We start from the raw sequence: 17,007 nt of genomic DNA, 5'->3' as shown, positions 1-17,007 counted from the left end.
CCCATGACGTCGCAGACGACGACCACCGAACCCGACCGTCTCACCCGGGGTGAGATCGCCCGCATCCTCCTCTGGACCGTGGTCGTGGCCAGCGCGCTCACCAATATGGCGGCCTCCTTCGGCGGCGCCGACACCTGGGTGCACCTGGTGTGCGGCGCGGTCACCGTCCTGTGCGCGGGCGCCCTCGTCGTACGCAACCTGCGGGGCCGGCGATGAACACCACGGCCACCGCCCTGACCGCCGCCGCCATCGCCCTGGAGGGCGTCAGCAAGGCCTACCCCGGAGGCGTACGCGCCCTGGACGATGTGTCGTTGACCGTGGAACGCGGCACCTTCCTCGCCGTGATGGGCCCCTCCGGCTCCGGGAAGAGCACGCTGATGCACTGCGCCGCCGGGCTCGACTCGCCGACCTCGGGCAGTGTCCGTATCGACGGTCACGAGATCGCCGGGCTGAACGAGACCAAGCGCACCCAACTTCGGCGCGAACGCGTCGGGTTCGTGTTCCAGGCGTACAACCTGATCCCCTCCCTCTCCGTCGAGGACAACATCACGCTGCCGCTCCGGCTGGCGGGCCGTACCGCCGACCGCGACTGGCTGCGCACGCTGGTGGAACGGGTCGGACTCGCGGACCGGTTGTCCCACCGTCCGGCCGAGCTCTCCGGAGGGCAGCAGCAACGGGCCGCCGTCGTACGGGCGTTGGTGGCCCGCCCGGCGGTCGTGTTCGCCGACGAACCGACCGGCGCGCTCGATCTGCGCAGCGCCCACGAGGTCCTGGACCTCCTCCGTGACCTCGTGAACGACCTGCGCCAGACGGTCGTGATGGTCACCCACGACCCGGCCGCCGCCGCCCGCGCCCACCACGTCCTGGTGATGGCCGACGGCCGCGTGGTCGACGCCCTCAAGGCGCCGACCGCCGACGAACTGGCCGCCCGTCTTGTCGAGTTGGGGAGGGGCTGAGCCATGTTCCGTCTCGCGATACAGATGGTCGGGCACCGCGTCACCGCGCTGATCGCCGTGGCCTGCGCGGTCCTCGGCGGCGCGGCGCTGATCACCGCCACCGGCGTCCTGGCCGAGTCCGGCCTCCGTTCCCACCTGCCCGCAGGGCGTCTCGCCGGGGCGTCGGTGGTGGTCGCGGCCGACCAGGAGTTCCATCCGACCGGCGATCTCCCGCTCGCGCTGCCGGAACGCCGTCGGATCCCGGCCCAACTGGTCGGGGAACTGGGCGAGTTGCCCGGGGTGACCGCGTCCGTCGGCGACATCGGCTTCCCGGCCGCTCTCGTCGACGCGCACGGTCGGGTCGTGGCGTCGTCGTCCGGAGATCCTCAGGTGTCGGGGCACGGTTGGTCGTCGACGAAGCTGCTGGCGGGGGCGCGGGTCACCGGGAGTGCGCCGACCGCCTCCGGCGAGGTCGCGGTGGACAGCGCCACCGCCGCGGCGGCCGGTATCAAGCAGGGTGACCGTGTCCAGGTCGTCGTCAACTCCCGCCCCGCGAGCGGCTATCGGGTATCGGCGGTCGTCAACACGCCTGGTGCCGGGGTCTACTTCGCCGACAAGACGGCCGTAGCTATGTCCGGTCGGTCCGGCCGAGTCGATCTGGTGGGCCTCCGCACCGCGCCCGGTGCCGAGGAGCGGGTCGCCGCCGAAGTCCGTACGAAGCTGAAGGGCACCGGGCTCCTGACCGTCACCGGGGCCGAGCGGGGCGACACCGCCGCACCCGGCGCCGGAGCCTCACGCTCGCTGCTGGTGCTGCTCGCCGGGTCGCTCTCCGGGATCGTCCTGCTGATCACCGGGTTCGTGATGGCGAGTGCGCTGGCCGTGGCGATCGGCGGGCAGCGGCGGGACCTGGCGTTGATGCGGGCCGTCGGCGCGACCCCGAAGCAGATCCGCAGGCTGGCCGCCGCGCAGTCCACCGTCGTGGCCGCTGTCGCCGTGGCACCCGGGGTGGGGCTCGGGTATCTGCTGGCGGGACAGTTCCGCGGGCTGCTCGCGGACCGAGGGGTCATCCCGGCCGAACTGCCGCTGACCTTCAGCCCGTTGCCCGCGTTCGCGGCGATCGTGCTGATGCTTCTCGCCGTTCAGGTGTCGGCCCGTTGCTCGGCGTGGCGCACCTCGCGGATGCCGGCCACCGAGGCGGTCGCCGAGTCGCGGAGCGAGCCGCGTAATCCGTCGCGGGCCCGGACCCGTATCGGCGTGGCCGTCATCGTCGTAGCGACGGTCATGTCGGCCCTGCCGCTCTTCTCCCGCACCGTCATCGGCGCCACGGCCACCTCCCTCGCCGGCATCATCGGGGCGATCGGGCTGGCCATGGCGGGACCGGCGCTGGTGCGGGGCATCGGGGGTGCGGCGGCGCGAGTGACGAGGTCAGGGGCTTCCGCGCCGACCTGGCTGGCGATGGCCAACCTGCGCGCCTACGCCCTGCGCAACGCGGGGATCGTCTCCACGCTGGCCATGGCGGTCGTGTTCGTGCTGACGTACACCTTCACGCAGACGACCGTGCTGGCCGCGACCGCGCAGGACACCAGCACCGGGACCCTGGCCCAACTGCGCCTCAGCGCACAGGGGTTGGGCGGGCTGCCCGACGGCACGCCCGCCGCCGTACGGAAGACGGCCGGGGTGAAGGCCGCCGCTCCCGTCGGGACGACCACCGTGGTGTGGGAGTACGAGCAGTTCGGTGACCCGGCGGTCGACTCGGGTCCGGCGACGATCCTCACGCCGGACGCGGCGGGCGTTCTCGACCTCGACGTACGGGACGGCAGCCTGAGTCGGCTGTCCGGCAGGACAGTTGCTGTCAGCAGTGATGTGGCGCGAACCCGTTCCGCGACGGTGGGGCACACCGTGGGTCTGGTCCTCGGGGACGGAACTCGCGTCGACGCCAAGGTAGTTGCCGTGTACGGGCGGGGGCTCGGCTTCGGCACGGTGGTGCTGTCGCACGACCTGGCCGCCGGGCACACGACCACGGCGCTCGACCAGTCGCTCCTGATCCGTACGGACGGCTCGGCGAAGGCGCGGCAGAACCTCGCGGCCCTCGCCGCCGCCCGCCCCGGTCTGACCCTCGGACCCGCCAACTCCCCCTCCACGGGCGGACTTGAGGACGCGCCGCCCGAGGTGTGGATCAACCTCGCCACCATCATCGTCCTGCTCGTCTACCTGCTGCTCAGCATCGCCAACAAGCTTGTCGCGGCCACCGCCCAGCGGAGGGTGGAGTTGGGTGCCCTCCGGCTCAACGGCACAACTCCCCGCCAGATCCGGGCGATGATGCGCCGAGAGGCCGCGATGACCGCCGCCACCGCGCTGACCACGGCACTCCTGCTCTCCGCGATCCCGCTGGCGTTGTTGGGCCAAGGTTTCCTCGGCCACCCCTGGCCTGCGGGGCCGGTCTGGCTGCTCCCGGGCCTGGCGCTCACGGTCACGGTGACGGCTTTCCTGACCATCGAACTGCCTACGCGGCAGGCGCTGCGGACACCGCCCGCGGATGCGATCCGCGCGTACTGAGCCGGATACGGGAGACAGCGGAAGGCCCGGGTCGACGACCCGGGCCTTCGCGAGGGAACGAGAGGGTTCACGCGACGGACTTGTACCCCTGCCAGCCCGAAGCGATCTTCGTACGGCCGCCGAACGACCCCTTGCCGTTGCCACTGTTGCGCCACACGTTGCCACCGGTGTCACGCGAGACCAGATCGGCCTTCCCGTCCCCGGTGATGTCGCCGACCCCGACGACCGCGTTGTACGACCCGCCCCAGGCGGAGAACACCTTCACCCGCGCCCCGAACGTCCCCTTGCCGGTGCCGTTGTAGCGGTACAGGTTGTTCGCCTTGTCCTGGACGAGCAGGTCGCCGATGCCGTCACCGTTGAGGTCGCCGGCGCCGACGACCTTCTTGTACGTCTTCCAGTCCGCGTACAGCTTCACGCGCGCCGACAACTTCCCGGTGCTGGTGCCCTTGTAGAGGTAGACGGCGCCGGTCGAGGCGTTGCGCGCGATCAGGTCCGGGCGGCCGTCCTTGGTCACGTCACCGGTCGAGGTCAGCACGTCGTACTGGTTCCAGCCGGAGGTGCCGAGCGAGGTGTACCGGGTCGTCGGCGTCGGTGCCTTGCCGCAGGCGGGGTGGTAGGCGCGCAGCGCGCCGCTGCTCAGCCGGACCAGGATGTCGTTGCACCGGTCGCCGTCGAGATCGCCGTACGGCACGGACTTCGCGCTCGTCGGCCAGCCGTTGCCGGACACCTTGCTGCCCAACGTGCCCTTGCCGGTGCCGCGTTGGACGGTGAGGGTGCCGGAGGAGCTGAGGGTGACGAGGTCGCCGACGCCGTCGTTGCCCGCGTAGTCGCGCGGTGCCGCCGCTCCCGCCGTCACCGCGAGGCTGCCGGAACGGGTGAGGGCGGCGCCCTTGCCGTCGGCGGGCCGGGCGGTGAGCGTCCAGGTGTAGGCGCCGTTGGGGACGAGGCGGCCCGCGGAGTCCTTGCCGTCCCAGGCGGCCTTCAGCAGCCCGCGGGCGTCGGCGCCGGACAAGGTGCGCACGGTGGTTCCGGCCGTGTCGCGGACCGCCACCTGCCATCCGGCGGCGGGCTTCGACAGCCACCAAGTACCGGACCAGCTCGCCGAGTTGGCGGTGACCGTGGAGTCGATCGCGGTCAGCGCGGACGCCGCGAAACCGGCCGGCACGACATGGACGCGCTGCTCGGTGTCGGTGTACGCGACGCCGCCGCCGAAGCGGTCCACGGTCCAGTCGGTGCCGATCCGGCCCTTGTCCTTGCCGATCTCGGTCCAGTCGGCCACCTCGTGGCTCGGCAGATCGGTGTAGGCGCCGCTCGACGGCAGTCCGCCGTGCAGGTCGAAGAGCGTCAGCCCGCCGGTCGCCCCGGTGCCGGCGAGATGCTGGACGAAGTAGCCGTCGCCGAGCAGGACCCCGCCCTGGGGAGCGGTCGACGTCTTCCTGGTCGTACGGTCGTAGACGCCCGCGCCCCGGGAGACGCCTCCGAAGTCCTCGCAGGTCCAGTACACCCAGCGGCCCACGGCCTGGAGGTCGGCCGGGGTGCAGCCGTTGCGGGTGGTGAAGGACTCTCCCGCGCTGCCGGACGGGAGCCCGGTGGCAGTGATCGTGCTCCCGGTGGCCGTCCCGCTCCACAGGGTGTCGCCCCACACGGCGGCGGCGACCCGGGCGCGCTTCTGGAGGACCTTCGGCGCCGTGCCGTCCACGGGGAACTCGGCGACGTACTGCTGGCCGGAGGACGCCCCGTCGATGATCGCGTACCGCCCGGAGAGACCCTTCAGCTGCGGGGAGTCGTCGCCGGTGTCGAGAGTGGGGCCCCAACTCGTGGCGCCGTTGGCGTACAGCATGGTCAGGCCGGACTCGGTGGAGTCCACGCGGCCGTGCCGACCGGTGCCGTCGGCCAGCAGCTCATTGCCGTCCCGGCCGTTGACCAGGGCGTCCACACTCGACGTGACCACGCCGGGGGTGGTGCCGGTGGCGAGCCAGGTGCTGCGATACGCGCCCTCGACCGTGGACGGCTCGTACAGCGTGCTGTTGCCGGCCGTGGTGAGGACGCCGCTGCCGAGCGCGAGTCCGTTCACCGTCGCGGGCATCGGCTCCACGGCGCTCACCCGGCTGCGGGTGACCGAGCCGTCGGCGCCCTTGGCGATCCGGTACACGCCCCAGTCGAGGTCGCCCCGCTCGACGTACGTGTCGGCCCCCGCCACGAGGACGGAACCGTCCGGAGCCTGGACGATCTGGTGGGCGGCCGGGTCCATGACCTTGGCCATGGACGTGTCCGTGCCGTCGGAGCTCAGGGCCCACAGGGGCTGGCCCCGGTACAGGTTGTCGCCGGGCGACACCGGTTCCACGCCGAGCAGCTTGTCGCCGACGATCCCGTACGTGGCCTGGTAGCTGAGGGAGCTGGTGTCGAACGTGCGCGGTGCGGCGGACAGGTCGGCACGGTCGTACACGTCGGCCTTGCTGCGCCCGCTCCGCACCCGCACCACCGAGTCGGCGCCCAGCCGGAAGCCGCTCACCTCCCAGCCGTTGTCGGCGTCGACGCGGTCGGGCAGCGCGCTGAGGACGCCGGTGGAGAGGTCGACGAGGCCCCAGTGGCTGTAGCCGTCCCCGTCGGCGCCGGTGTCGTAGCGGAGGATGACGGATCGCGCGTCGCCGTCCTCGACCTGGATGTTGGCGGCGCTGTCGGGCAGCCCGGTGACGGCGGTCTGAGCGGCCTGGCCCCCGTCCTGGACGCGCCACAACTGATAGGCGTTCGGGTTGCCGTCGGCGGCGTCGGTGCTGGTGAGGACCGTGTCGCCGAAGGTGCCCTGGTAGGTGGAGCCGTCGGGAACCGGCACCACACCGGTGTTGCCCGAGGTGCCCGCGCCCTTGAGGAGGGTGACCCGGGCGTCCGCCGCCGAGTAGAGGGCGACGGTGTCCGAACCGTCCCCGTAGTAACCGGTCTTGAAAGAGGCGGCGTGGGTGAAGTAGCCGGTGTCGATGTCGTACGCGAGCGGGGCGTCGAGCCGTTGCTCCAGTGCGGTGGTGGTGCCGGAGGCGTAGTCCGTCCACAGGAGCCGGTCGTCGCCCTCCTGGGCCCAGAGGAAGCCGCTGGTCCCCGCGTCGAGGATCTGCGTGGCCCTGGGAACGGCACGGGCCGCGGCGTCCACCACGACCTCTCCGGCCACGGTGGCGAAGGCCGGGGACGGCAGGGTGGCAAGGGGGAGACTGAGCGTCAGCGCCGCCGCCAGGACGGCCGCGACACGTGCCGGTGGCGGGACGAGGTGCGCCTGACCCGCCCCGAAAGAGGGTCTCTGTCTGTGCCGACGTCGGCCGAGTCGGGCCACGATTCCTCCAGAAGGCAAGAAGAAGGCATGGCGGACGTACGGCAACGCCCTGGCATTTTCCCCCGGCCCCCCGACGGCTCCCCCATGCGCGTAAGGGAAGCGAGCCTAACAGCATGGGCATGACCAACCGGGTACGAGGTTCAGGCCGTGGCCCGGTGTCCCGACCGCGCGGCGGGCCCGTCGTCGAACGCCTGTCGGGTCGGTCGGGTGTTGCGGCCGAACACCGGTCCGATCGAGTGGACTCGCAGGGACGCGTACCGCAGGACGGCCTTCCGCCGGACTCCGGATGGTGGCGTTGCACCCCTCAGCCCCGAACCGGAAGAAGCGCCCCCACATGCGACGCACTCCGTCCCGACGCCTCTTCGCAGCTGTGCTGCTGGTGGCGTCCGTACTGACCCCGACGATGGCGGCTTCCGCCGCCGCCGCGACTCCCGCCGCCACCGCGGTCCGCCTCGCGAGTGTCGATCGGCACCACCACGACGACTGCCCGTCGCACGGCCTCGGCCACGGCGTCACCGCCCGCCTCGACAAGGCCATCGCGGATGTCCGCAAGGACGCCGCCATCCCCGGTGTCGCCGTCGGCCTGTGGATGCCGGGCAAGGGCTGCTACGTCCGGGCGACCGGTGTCGCCGACAAGGTCACGCGGCAGCCGATGAGCACCGACTTCTACTCGCGGATCGGCAGCGAGACCAAGACCTTCACGGTCACCGCGCTGCTCCAGCTCGTCGACGAGCGGCGGATCGGGCTCGACGACCCGATCTCGCGCTACGTCCACGGCGTGCCGAACGGCCGCCACATCACCCTGCGCCACCTGGCCGAGATGCGCAGCGGACTGTTCCCGTACAGCGCGGACGCCGACTTCGCGCACGACCTGCTGAGCGACCCGACCCGCTCGTTCACCCCGCAGGAGCTGCTCGCGTACGGCTACAAGCACCGCAACACCGCCGCGCCGGGCAAGGTGTTCGTCTACAACAACAGCAACCTGGTGCTGCTCGGCCTGGTGATCGAGAAGGTCACTGGCCATCACATCGCCGAAGTCATCAACCGGCGGGTGCTGCGCCCGGCCCACCTGGACCAGACGCTGTTCCCCGACGGCCCGAACGTCCGTGAGTTCCCCGAGCCGCACGCGCACGGCTACACCAACCAGACGCTGAGCGGCGCGGTCGCCGACTCCACCGACTGGAACCCGAGTTGGGGCTGGTCGGCCGGCGCGATGATCTCGACCATGCACGACCTGCGCAGCTGGGCGAAGACCGTCGCCACCGGGGAACTGCTCAGCCCCGAGACCCAGAAGCAGCGCCTGAAGGTGCTGCCGACCAGCTTCCCCGGCCTCGACTACGGCCTCGGCATCTTCGAGACCGGCGGCTGGATCGGGCACAACGGGTCCATCCCGGGCTACGAGTCCGTGACCGTCTACCTCCCCGCCCTCAAGGCGACCCTGGTCGTGCTGATCAACACCGACATCACCACCGGGGGCCAGGAGCCGTCCACCCTGCTCGCCCGCGCGATCACCCAGATCGCCACACCCGGTCACGTCTACGACGGCTCGACCCCCACGCGCTAGAGACGTCCCGCCCGCTCGACACCACGCCCCCGGGTCTCTGACCTGGGGGTTTCGTGTCGGTCCTGGTGGCCCCACCTCCTGTTTCGCTCGTCGGCCAATCCGGCCCGCGACCTGATCCGGATTACGCGTGAACCCCTGACCGGCGGGAGGACACGTGACGGAGATGGCGATGGAACGGACAGCGCGGTACGGACGCCGGACCGCCGTGATCGGTTCCGGGGTGGCGGGGCTGACCGCCGCGTACCTGCTGGGCTCGGCCGGTCACGTCACCCTGTACGAGGCCGACGACCGGCTCGGCGGGCACGCGCACACCCATGAGCTGACGTCGGCGCACGACGGGCGGGTGCACCGCGTCGACTCCGGGTTCATCGTGCACAACCGGCGCACCTACCCACGCCTGCTACGGCTCTTCGACGAACTCGGCGTCCCCACGCAGGAGTCGGAGATGAGCATGTCCGTGCGCTGCGAGGAGTGCGGGCTGGAGTACGCCGGTGCGCGCGGCCCGGCCGGGCTCTTCGCCCAGCCCCGCAACCTCCTGCGCCCCCGCTATCTGCGGCTGCTCGCCGAGGTGCCCCTCTTCCACCGCGCGGCCCGCCGGTTGCTGGCCCGGGGCGGTGAAGAGGCCCTCACCCTGGGGGAGTTCCTCGACCGGGAGGGCTACTCCGCCTATTTCCGCGCCCACTTCGTCACCCCGATGGTGTCGGCCGTGTGGTCCTGCGACGCCGTCACCGCCCAGCGCTACCCGACCGCCTATCTGTTCCGCTTCCTGGAACACCACGGCATGCTGTCGGTCAGCGGATCACCGGTGTGGCGCACGGTCACCGGCGGTTCGGGCACCTACGTCGACCGGATCGCCAAGCACATCGGCGAGATCCGGACCAGCACCCCCGTGCGGTCCGTACGGCGTCACGCCGACCGCGCGGACGTCACCGCGGAGGACGGCAGCACCGAGTCCTACGACGCCGTCGTCATCGCCGTCCACCCGGACCAGGCGCTCCGGCTGCTCGCCGAACCGACCGAGCTGGAACGGGAGTTGCTGGGCGCGTTCCCGTACTCCCGCAACACCACACTCCTGCACACCGACACCCGGCTGCTGCCCCGCGCCCCGGGCGCCCGCGCCTCCTGGAACCATCTGATGCCGTCCTGCACGGCCGACTCCGGCCAGGTGCGGGTCAGTTACGACATGAACCGGCTCCAACACCTGGACGCCACCGAGACGTTCGTGGTCACCCTCGGCGGCCAGGACCGCGTCGACCCCACGCGGGTGCTGGCCCGCATGGTCTACGAACACCCCGTCTACACCCCCGAGTCGGTGGCCGCGCAGCAGCGGCTGCCCGAACTCGCCGGTGACGTCTGCGTGTTCGCGGGCGCCTACCACGGCTGGGGTTTCCACGAGGACGGCTGCCGGTCGGGTGTCGAGGCCGCGGCGGCGCTGGGGGTGCGCTGGTGAACGCCGCACCCGAGCGAGCGAGTGCCGCCCCGGATCGACCGGCGCAGGTGAGTGCCGTACCGGCGCTGTACTCCTGCACGATCGCGCACGTGCGGACCACCCCGAGGCGTTACGCGCTGCGGCACCGCACCTACATGTGGCTCATAGACCCGGACCACCCGCCCCAACTCCCGCGCCTGCTCCGCCCCTTGGCGCGCTTCGCCCCCCGCGACCACTTCACCGGCGGCGACCTGCCCTCGATCCGGGCCGGCCTCGACGCCTTCCTCGCAGAGCACGGCGTCCACCTGGACGGCGGCCGGGTGCTGATGCTCACCCACGCCCGGGTCTTCGGCTATGTCTTCAACCCGCTGACCCTGTACTGGTGTTACGGCCCCGACGCGCAGCCGCGCTGTGTCGTCGCCGAGGTGCACAACACCTACGGCGGTCGGCACTGCTATCTGCTGCACCCGGACGCCTCCGGCACCGCCCGCGCCGAGAAGAGGCTCTACGTCTCGCCGTTCTTCCCCGTCGACGGCGGCTACCGCATGCGGCTGCCGGCGCCCGGCGCCCAACTCGCCCTGACCGTCCACCTGGACCGTGAGGGCGGCCGTGCCTTCACCGCGACGGTACGCGGCACCCGGCGCGAGGCGAGCACCGCGCGGCTGCTGCGGCTGGCGCTGCGCCACCCCTGGTCCACCCTCGCCGTGTCGGCCGCGATCCGCTTCCACGGCATCCGCCTCTACCTGCGGGGACTGCCCGTTCAGCCCCGAACCGACGACCACCGCGCCCCGGAGAACGTGACATGACGACAGCAGAACCCCGCACCACCCCCCGCGTGCGTACCGCGGCCGTCGACCCCGCCCACTGGCCCGACATCGCCGCCGTACCGCCCGCCTCCCGCGTCCGTACGGCGCTCACCGCGGCCCTCGTCCGACGGGCCCTCGGCCAACTGCCGCTCCGGGCCCGGTTCGCGGGGTCCCCGGACCTCGGCAAGGGCGGCCCGCTGATCGACGTCCGCGACCCGGCCGCGTTCCACGCCCGCGTCGGCACCCACGGCCTGGTCGGGTTCGGCGAGTCGTACATGGCCGGTGAGTGGGACGCCCCCGACCTGGTGGCCGCCCTGACCGTACTGGCCGGGAACGCCGCCGAGTTGATCCCGGCCCCGCTGCAACGGCTGCGCGCCCTGTGGGTACCGCGCCACCCGCACGCCGAGCGCAACACACCCGACGGCTCGCGTGCCAACATCAGCCGTCACTACGACCTGTCCAACGACCTCTTCGCCCTCTTCCTCGACGACACCCTCACCTACTCCTCGGCCGTCTTCCGGGGCTTCCCCGCGAGTCACGATCTCCTCGCGGCGGCCCAACACCGCAAGATCGACCGGCTGTTGGACCTCGCCGACGTGGGCGAGGGCACCCGGCTCCTGGAGATCGGCACCGGCTGGGGCGAACTCGCCCTGCGGGCCGCCGCCCGGGGCGCCCGCGTCACCTCGCTCACCCTCTCCCGCGAACAACGGGACCTGGCGCTGGAGCGGGTGCGCGAGGCCGGCTACGAAGACCGGGTCTCCATCGAACTACGCGACTACCGCGAGGCAGTTGGGACGTACGACGCCGTCGTCAGCGTGGAGATGATCGAGGCGGTCGGCGCCGAGTTCTGGCCGGTGTACTTCCGCGCCATCGACCAACGGCTCGCGCCCGGCGGCCGGTTGGCGCTCCAGGCCATCACCATGCCGCACGACCGGATGCTCGCCTCCCGGGACACCTTCACCTGGATCCACAAGTACGTCTTCCCCGGCGGCCTCATCCCCTCCACCGAGGCGATCGAGGACACCGCCCGCGACCACACCGGCCTGCGCCCCGCCCGCCGCGACGCCTTCGGCGCCCACTACGCCGAAACCCTGCGCCTGTGGCGCGAACGGTTCACCGAGCGGGCCGGGGAGGCGGCGGCGCTCGGTTTCGACGAGGTCTTCCACAGGCTGTGGACCTTCTACCTCGCCTACTCCGAGGCGGGTTTCCGCTCCGGCTACCTCGATGTCCAGCAGTACCTGTTCACCAAGCCGAACTCCGCCGAGGGCATGGCGCGGCCATGAACGGCTTCCCCTGGAGCGCGTTCGCGCTCAACCTCGCCTGGTCCGCCGCCGCGGCCCTCGCGGTCATGCTCGCCACCTTCGCGGTCGCGGTGCGTGTGGGCCTGCACCGGATCGTCGACATCGCCTGGGGCCTCGGCTTCACGGCGGTGGCCGTCGTGACCTTCGCCGTCTCCGCCGGTGAGGGCGATCCCGTACGACGACTGCTGGTGACCGTGCTGACGGCGGTCTGGGGGCTGCGGCTGGCGGTCCACATCGCCCGCCGGGGCCGGGGGCACGGCGAAGACCCGCGCTACGAGCGGATGTTGGCCAAGGCGCCCGGCAGCCGGAACGCGTACGCCCTGCGCATGGTCTACCTCCTCCAGGGCGCGCTGGTCTGGCTGGTGTCCCTGCCCGTGCAGGCCGCGCAGTACCTGCCCGGCCGGCCTTCGGTGCTCAACTACGCGGCCGGTACGGCGCTTTGGGCGGTCGGCATCGGGTTCGAGGCGGTTGGGGACGCCCAACTGGCCCGTTTCCGCGCCGACTCCGCGAACCGGGGCCGGATCATGGACCGGGGGCTGTGGTCCTGGACCCGGCACCCGAACTATTTCGGCGACTTCTGCGTGTGGTGGGGCCTGTTCCTGCTCACCTGTGACTACCCGGCGGCGGCCGCCGTGTCCGTCGTAGCGCCGCTGGTGATGAGCCTGTTGCTGACCCGGGGCAGCGGAAAACGCCTGCTGGAACGGCACATGGCGGACCGGCCGGGATACGCCGAGTACCGTGCCCGCACCAGCGGTTTCCTCCCGCGTCCGCCGAGGCCGGAGTGAGCAAGGAGCACCTCATCGAGCCACAGCACGACACCACCCGACACGCCGATCAGCAGGCTCCGTTGAAGGTGCGCCGACGTCCGGCGCACCCCCGGGCGGCCGTCCTCGTCCTGCACGGCGGCCAGGAGACGAGCGAACGACCCGCCCGGCCCTGGCAGTCGGCCGCGCTGCGTATGGGCCCGGTCGCACGCGCGGTGATGGCCCAACTGCCGTACCAGGACGTCCTGGTGGCCCAGGTCCGTTACCGCCTCCGCGGCTGGAACGGCGACCGCGCGGACGCGGCCCGCGACGTCCTGCGCGCACTGGACGCCCTGGCCGAACTCACCGGCCCCGTACCGACGGTGCTGCTCGGCCACTCCATGGGCGGCCGGGCCGCCCTGCGCGCCGCCGGTCACCCGCTGGTGACGGGCGCGGTCGCCCTCGCCCCCTGGTGGCCGCGGGGCGAACCCGTCGAGCAGACGGCGGGGCGTCACATCGTCGCCCTGCACGGCGAACGCGACCACGTCACCTCGCCCACGGAGACGGCGGACTGCGTACGCCGGGCACGGGAGGCGGGGGCGACGCGGGCGGGCCTGGCGTTCATCGCCGACGGCGACCACGGGATGCTGCGCCGCCACGGCCTCTGGCATCACACGGCCGCTGCGCTGGTCGCCCACCTGCTCGACCCGGGGACTGTCCCGGACCCCTTGCCCGCGGGGGGTTATGGGGTGGGGGAGATTCCGGTGCTGTGAGCGGTGTTCCCGATGAGCCGCCGCACCGGACGCGGACCGGAACACCCTTCGCCACGGGGCAGTCCGGACCATAGGATCATGTCCATGACTGAGGCAATGCCGCCTGGCTCGGGCGGGCCCGGCGTGATCGACTCCACGACGCACATCCGTGTCGCCCGCCCCTCGCGGGACCTCGCCGCGGCGGAACGCTTCTACGTGGACGGGCTCGGGCTCGACGTCCTGTGGCGGACCACCGAGCGCGTCCGGGGTGAGCACGATCTCCTGATGGTCGGCCCGCCCGGCGGCTCCTGGCACTTCGAGCTGACCCACGATCCCGAGCATCCGCTGGAACCGACCCCGACCGAGGACGACCTTTTCGTGGTCTACCTGGGCACGCCCGTGGACGAGGCCCTGGTCGAGCGCCTGGTGGCCACCGGCGGCACCCGGGTCCCCGCGCACAACCCGTACTGGGACGAGCACGGAGTCACGATCGCCGACCCGGACGGCTACCGCCTCGTCCTGTGCTCCCGCACCTGGGGCTAGTTGAGCCAACCGATCGGTGACCGGTCACGCCGGACCCCCCTCCCACATCACCCACGGCCGCTCGATCACCTCGGCGTAGCTGGTGTGCCCGGGGTGGTCGCGCAGGTGGGCGAAGGCCCAAGTCTGGGGTTCTGTCGGGTCGTTGCTCGGGGAGGAGCGTGCGGCGCACTCCGTGTCGTCGGCGTTGAGGGCCAGGCAGCGGAACGCGTACGTCAGGGGTGGGGCGTCCGTGTCGTGGTCGGGTCGTAGCGTCCAGTCGACGAAACGGAAGGTGCGGCGGATCGGGACGGTCACAGGACCTCACCCCGGCTTCGGGCGTTCGCGCGGGCGGTCTCGGCGCGCAACCGCTGCTGCGGGTCGGCCGGTTGTACGTCTTCAGGGTTCACGGTCCACTCGGTTCCGCCCGTGACCGGCCGAAGGGACCAGAGCCCGCACCACTCGCCGCGAAACTCGCCGATCCGTTCCTGTGCGTCCACCAAGAGTGTGCCGGGGGCGGGGAGTTGAGGGGGTTCCGTCTCGTCAGACATGGGTCGCTGCTCTCCGTAGTCGTTCCACTACCGATGCGGCTCAGAGTGACCTAGAGTCGGTACCTCTTCAACTTGTGGGCGGCGAGCGGAAAGTTGGGCGGAGAATGGTGAACCGCAAGGAGCTGAACCCTGAGAGCAGTCCATCGGCCGCCTTCGGTGCGCGTCTGCGCAGCGCACGGGAGGCACACGGATGGACGCAGGAAGAGCTGGCGCCGAAGTTGGGATACTCCAGCACGCATATCTCGGCCGTGGAAACCGGTCGCAAGATGCCAACTCTTCGGTTCTCGCGTAGTGCTGACCTCGTTTTCGGGACCAGTGACACCGCTGACACGTTCGAACGCCAGTGGCGTGAGATCCGCACCGGCAGTCTCCTGGAAGGCTTCCCGGAGTACGTCGGGTACGAGGGCCGGGCAGTGGAGATCCGGCTCTACAACATCGGGATCATCCCCGGTCTGTTGCAAACACCGGAGTACGCACGGGTGTTGGCCGACAGCAACGTGCGGCGCGGTGCCATCACTCCCGAACAGGCTGATGAACGGGTCTCGTTCCTCGCGGAGCGACAAGCGGCGCTCGTGAGGCCTCGGCCTCCGATGATGTTTGTGATCATTGACGAAAGCTGCATCCGGCGCCCCATCGGCGGGGCCGTGGTCATGGAGGCCCAGCTCGCGCGTCTGGTCGAGTTCGCCGGACAGCCGAACACGCTGCTTCAGATCGCGCCGTACGAGATCGGCGAGCGCCGCACGTTCGATCTGCCCGTGAACCTGTTGACGTTGCCGGATCGATCAGTGGTCTGTTACGCCGAATCCCAAGCTCAGGGGCATCTGGACCGGGAAAGCACGTCCGTGATGCCCATGCTGACGGCCTACCATCAACTACAGGCCGAAGCGTTGTCCCAGGCGGCGTCTGTGGCCATGATCAACCAGTTACGAAAGGGCACCCCGTGACGACCGAATCCCCCCGCTGGTTCAAGTCCTCGTACAGCAACAACGGCGGTGACTGCGTTGAGGCCGCCGCCAACCTCGTCGCCCCCCACGGCATCGTTCCCGTCCGTGATTCCAAGAACCCGACCGGCCCGGTGCTCGGCTTCCCGGCCCGTGCCTTCACCTCCTTCATAGCGGGCGTCAAGGCGGGCACGTTCGGCACCGTCTGAGTCACGCTGATCAACCAGTTGCGAAAGGGCATCTCGTGACGACCGAAAACCCCCGCTGGTTCACGTCCTCGTACAGCAACAACGGCGGTAACTGTGTCGAGGCCGCCGCCAACCTCGTCGCCCCCCACGGCATCGTCCCCGTCCGTGACTCCAAGAACCCGACCGGTCCCGTTCTCGGCTTCCCGGCCGATTCCTTCACCTCCTTCATAGCCGGCGTCAAGGCGGGCACGTTCGGCGCCGTCTGAGTCACGGGACGTCCCGCGTGCCCTGGGCGCGGGCGTACTGCGCGGGTGTCTGGCCGTACTGCTTCTTGAAGGCGCGGACGAAGTGGCTGGTGTCGGCGAACTGCCAGAAGCGGGCGAGTTCCGAGATGCCGGGGCGGGCGAGTGGTCCGGTGAGGGCGAGGCGGGTCTGTTCCAGGCGCTGGTGGCGGATGTGGGCGGTGACGGACTCGTCGGTCGCGGCGAACGCGCGGTGCAGGGTGCGGACCGAGATGTTCAACTCGCGGGCCAGCAGCCGTGGTGACAGCTCCGGGTCGGACAGATGGCCGCGGACGAGGTCCTTGGCCGCCTGGACCAGGGCGGGGGCGAGCTGCGGTTCGGTTCCGTCGACCTGCTGGGTGAGGACGCCCAGGGCCAGTTCGAGGAGGGCGTTGCGGGCGGCCCGGGCGCCTGCCGGGGAGAGGTCGTCGAGGCGGTCGTCGATCATGCGCGCGTGCGCCAGGAGCAGCCGCATCTCGGCGGAGTCCGCGGAGCCGAGCACCGGCCGCCGGTGGATGAGCGGTCCCAGGTGGGCGACGGGCAGGACCAGTTTCGTTGTCGTGTTCGTGTGTGCTTTTACCGCGAACCGCCAGGGCGGACCGGTGTGCCGGACGATGAACTGCCCGGCCGAAACCAGCAGTTGGTCGCGATCGCGCGCACGGGCGAAACCCCAGGAACCCTTCTCCACAACATCCACGACCAGCATGTCGGAGAAATAGCGGGAATCGATCCAGGCTCCGTCGGCAGCCGTAGACGCATAACACAGCTGCGTTATCAGAACGTCATGAATTCTGAGGCCGTGGATGCTCGCCCGGGAATCCGCGGAACTCGTCAGCCCGGCCGCCGGCAGCGGAACGGACCGGCCCGCCTGGATGTCCCACTGGTGCCGGAGAACGGCCCGCCGCTCTCCCGTGCACGGGCCGACCAGACGCGCGGAGAACCTCCCGCGCGGGGCGCGCGCGATGCCGTGTGCGGGCTGGGTGTCTGTCCTGTCGTTCATGCCCTTCGAACCTGCTCTCCGGTCGCTCGTCAGCCAGTCTCCGTGCCCGCGCGCCGCCAGGTGTGGAACATCGGCGCCTACTTGATGGAATGCGCGCGCCAAGAGGGAACGCGCCCGGC

General features: G+C 71.2%; 17 protein-coding genes. 13 read left to right on the top strand and 4 right to left on the bottom strand.

Going from position 1 to position 17,007, the window contains the following annotated elements; genetic code table 11:
* The first annotated feature begins 3 nt into the window (after nt 1–3).
* The 3 genes from OG194_RS22285 to OG194_RS22275 are packed head-to-tail and all read left to right on the top strand — an operon-like array spanning nt 4 to nt 3,491.
* Nucleotides 4–216 (top strand): hypothetical protein, encoded by a 213-nt coding sequence (locus tag OG194_RS22285; RefSeq protein ID WP_327402580.1) that lies wholly within the window; start codon nt 4–6, stop codon nt 214–216.
* The gene (locus OG194_RS22280) at nt 213–956 is read left to right on the top strand and encodes an ABC transporter ATP-binding protein (RefSeq protein WP_327402579.1); all 744 of its coding nucleotides are present in this window, start codon (nt 213–215) and stop codon (nt 954–956) included. The genes OG194_RS22285 and OG194_RS22280 overlap by 4 nt, the downstream gene beginning before the upstream one ends.
* A gap of 3 nt (nt 957–959) precedes the next feature.
* The gene (locus OG194_RS22275; RefSeq protein WP_327402578.1) at nt 960–3,491 is read left to right on the top strand and encodes an ABC transporter permease; all 2,532 of its coding nucleotides are present in this window, start codon (nt 960–962) and stop codon (nt 3,489–3,491) included.
* A gap of 67 nt (nt 3,492–3,558) precedes the next feature.
* On the opposite strand, the gene OG194_RS22270 is transcribed toward OG194_RS22275, so the two are convergent.
* Nucleotides 3,559–6,813: an FG-GAP-like repeat-containing protein gene (locus OG194_RS22270; RefSeq protein ID WP_327402577.1), complete on the bottom strand. Its 3,255-nt coding sequence runs from the start codon at nt 6,811–6,813 to the stop codon at nt 3,559–3,561.
* A gap of 334 nt (nt 6,814–7,147) precedes the next feature.
* Between OG194_RS22270 and OG194_RS22265 the strand changes: the two genes are divergently transcribed.
* The 7 genes from OG194_RS22265 to OG194_RS22235 all read left to right on the top strand — a co-directional run bounded on the left by OG194_RS22265 (nt 7,148) and on the right by OG194_RS22235 (nt 13,951).
* Nucleotides 7,148–8,377 carry a serine hydrolase domain-containing protein gene (locus OG194_RS22265; protein WP_327402576.1) on the top strand — a complete coding sequence of 410 codons (1,230 nt, stop codon included), beginning with the start codon at nt 7,148–7,150 and terminating at the stop codon, nt 8,375–8,377.
* Between the two features lie 169 nt (nt 8,378–8,546).
* Complete coding sequence (locus OG194_RS22260) at nt 8,547–9,827, top strand: NAD(P)/FAD-dependent oxidoreductase (RefSeq protein ID WP_442811607.1); 1,281 nt, start codon at nt 8,547–8,549, stop codon at nt 9,825–9,827.
* 47 nt (nt 9,828–9,874) lie between these two features.
* Complete coding sequence (locus tag OG194_RS22255) at nt 9,875–10,612, top strand: DUF1365 domain-containing protein (protein ID WP_327407163.1); 738 nt, start codon at nt 9,875–9,877, stop codon at nt 10,610–10,612.
* Nucleotides 10,609–11,895: a cyclopropane-fatty-acyl-phospholipid synthase family protein gene (locus tag OG194_RS22250; RefSeq protein WP_327402575.1), complete on the top strand. Its 1,287-nt coding sequence runs from the start codon at nt 10,609–10,611 to the stop codon at nt 11,893–11,895. Before OG194_RS22255 ends, OG194_RS22250 begins: the two co-directional genes overlap by 4 nt.
* Nucleotides 11,892–12,698: a DUF1295 domain-containing protein gene (locus OG194_RS22245; protein ID WP_327402574.1), complete on the top strand. Its 807-nt coding sequence runs from the start codon at nt 11,892–11,894 to the stop codon at nt 12,696–12,698. Before OG194_RS22250 ends, OG194_RS22245 begins: the two co-directional genes overlap by 4 nt.
* A 62-nt stretch (nt 12,699–12,760) precedes the next feature.
* Nucleotides 12,761–13,429: an alpha/beta hydrolase gene (locus tag OG194_RS22240; protein ID WP_327407162.1), complete on the top strand. Its 669-nt coding sequence runs from the start codon at nt 12,761–12,763 to the stop codon at nt 13,427–13,429.
* A gap of 84 nt (nt 13,430–13,513) precedes the next feature.
* Nucleotides 13,514–13,951: a VOC family protein gene (locus OG194_RS22235; protein ID WP_327402573.1), complete on the top strand. Its 438-nt coding sequence runs from the start codon at nt 13,514–13,516 to the stop codon at nt 13,949–13,951.
* Between the two features lie 24 nt (nt 13,952–13,975).
* Here the strand turns inward: OG194_RS22235 and OG194_RS22230 are convergent, their stop codons facing one another.
* Together OG194_RS22230 and OG194_RS22225 are read right to left on the bottom strand one after the other, a co-directional pair.
* The gene (locus OG194_RS22230) at nt 13,976–14,245 is read right to left on the bottom strand and encodes a DUF7848 domain-containing protein (RefSeq protein WP_327402572.1); all 270 of its coding nucleotides are present in this window, start codon (nt 14,243–14,245) and stop codon (nt 13,976–13,978) included.
* Entirely contained in the window at nt 14,242–14,478 is a 237-nt protein-coding gene (locus OG194_RS22225) for a hypothetical protein (protein WP_327402571.1), read from the bottom strand. Before OG194_RS22225 ends, OG194_RS22230 begins: the two co-directional genes overlap by 4 nt.
* 104 nt (nt 14,479–14,582) lie before the next feature.
* Here OG194_RS22225 and OG194_RS22220 point away from each other — a divergent pair, with 104 nt between their 5' ends.
* From OG194_RS22220 to OG194_RS22210, 3 genes are read left to right on the top strand one after another with little or no spacing between them, the layout of a single operon-like run.
* The gene (locus OG194_RS22220) at nt 14,583–15,422 is read left to right on the top strand and encodes a helix-turn-helix domain-containing protein (RefSeq protein ID WP_327402570.1); all 840 of its coding nucleotides are present in this window, start codon (nt 14,583–14,585) and stop codon (nt 15,420–15,422) included.
* Nucleotides 15,419–15,628, top strand: a complete 210-nt coding sequence (locus tag OG194_RS22215; protein WP_327402569.1) for a DUF397 domain-containing protein — start codon at nt 15,419–15,421, stop codon at nt 15,626–15,628. The genes OG194_RS22220 and OG194_RS22215 overlap by 4 nt, the downstream gene beginning before the upstream one ends.
* A gap of 35 nt (nt 15,629–15,663) precedes the next feature.
* Nucleotides 15,664–15,873, top strand: coding sequence for a DUF397 domain-containing protein (locus tag OG194_RS22210; RefSeq protein WP_327402568.1), 210 nt, complete (start codon nt 15,664–15,666; stop codon nt 15,871–15,873).
* 1 nt (nt 15,874) lies between these two features.
* Here OG194_RS22210 and OG194_RS22205 read toward each other — a convergent pair whose 3' ends face one another.
* On the bottom strand, nt 15,875–16,888 hold the full coding sequence (locus OG194_RS22205; RefSeq protein WP_327402567.1) for a helix-turn-helix domain-containing protein: 1,014 nt from the start codon (nt 16,886–16,888) through the stop codon (nt 15,875–15,877).
* Nucleotides 16,889–17,007: the final 119 nt, after the last annotated feature.

Origin of the sequence: Streptomyces sp. NBC_01288 (assembly GCF_035982055.1) — a bacterium.
Taxonomy (GTDB): Bacteria; Actinomycetota; Actinomycetes; order Streptomycetales; family Streptomycetaceae; genus Streptomyces.
The sequence above is the reverse complement of the archived record's forward strand: the minus strand, read 5'-3'. Positions and strand labels throughout refer to the sequence as shown.